This window comes from Pseudomonas marvdashtae, from assembly GCF_014268655.2.
GTDB lineage: Bacteria > Pseudomonadota > Gammaproteobacteria > Pseudomonadales > Pseudomonadaceae > Aquipseudomonas > Aquipseudomonas marvdashtae.
This window is the reverse complement of record NZ_JABWQX020000013.1, coordinates 1-1162: the sequence shown is the minus strand read 5'-3', so window position 1 is coordinate 1162 and position 1162 is coordinate 1. Positions and strand designations below refer to the sequence as shown.

The following is a 1162-nucleotide window of genomic DNA, read 5'->3' as shown; positions in this document are numbered from 1 at the left end:
CCCCGCCGCGAAGGACCATCCATGGTCCAGCGCGGCTATCCCGGCATCCATGCCGGGATGCCCACTGCGCAATACCTGCGTTCGGCCAGCGTGGTTAATGGGGCGCCGAGATCAACGTCCACCGCGAGGCGGCCTTATAGCCGACCTGGTTTTGGTGGGATTGCGTTTCTCCAGTGCGGGCTTGCTCGCTACTGCGCGCGGTGTGGTCAGGGTTGTGTATTGACGTTGTCCAGCATCCGATTCGCCAATAGAGCGCCCAGCTCGATCAATTGCTGAATGCCAAGGGCAACATGGCGTCGCGAGCCTTTCAGGTCGAACGCCAGGTCGCTGACCATGGCATCGGCTGAGGCCAGGGTTTCGCTGAGGTTGGCCAGCAGGCTTTCGGTGTCGACGCCGTCCACTACAGTGAACAGTTGGCCTGTGGGCTGTTTCTTTTTGGCTTGAGGTTTGGGGTCAAGATAGAGGTCGATGGCGCGCTTGGCGGCTTCATCGAGCACTGGAGGAATCTGGCTGGCTTCGGGAGAAACGGAATCGTTTTTGTTGGCCTAGAGTTACTTTCAGACATGTTGAGCGCTCCATTAGGATTGAAATAACGCCCCCTACTTTCGGGTTTCCAGTCCCGGCCGCTGAATTTGCAGCGACGGGAAAAGACTAGCGACAACCCTTCCCACCCGGCAACCGCCAGAACTCGTCGGAAAAATCCACCTGAATCAGAAAGTGTGTCCGACCATTCCCACAAAGCTTGGTCGGCTGTCAGCCATCGCAAACAGCTCACTGAAGGAACACGCCCCCCAAAAAACCAGGTCGGCTATAAGGCCGCCTCGCGGTGGACGTTGATCTTGGCGCCCCGTTAACCACGATGGCCGAACGCAGGTATTGCGTAGTGGGCATCCCGGCATGGATGCCGGGATAGCCGCGCTGGCCCATGGATGGGCCTTCGCGGCGGGCCCACGGAGCAATGCCGGAGAGAGGGCATGCCGAGCCTAAGCGAGGCACCAAGTGGTGGGGCTAGAGCGCTAATGAGATGGTCAGCCCGGCGAGAACCTCAGGTCTAAACTTCTGAGGTTCTCCCTTTTCCTGAGGAGGCTTTCTCATGAACAGCGTGACGCTTCTAGGCATCGACATTGGCAAAAACAGCTTCCACTTGCATGGCCAAGATGCA

Annotated in this window: 1 protein-coding gene; it reads right to left on the bottom strand. The window is 58.6% G+C overall.

Annotated features, from left to right (window positions below):
• Positions 1-206 precede the first annotated feature (206 nt).
• Positions 207-506 (bottom strand): DUF6124 family protein, encoded by a 300-nt coding sequence (locus tag HU742_RS26725; protein WP_186645357.1) that lies wholly within the window; start codon positions 504-506, stop codon positions 207-209.
• Positions 507-1162: the final 656 nt, after the last annotated feature.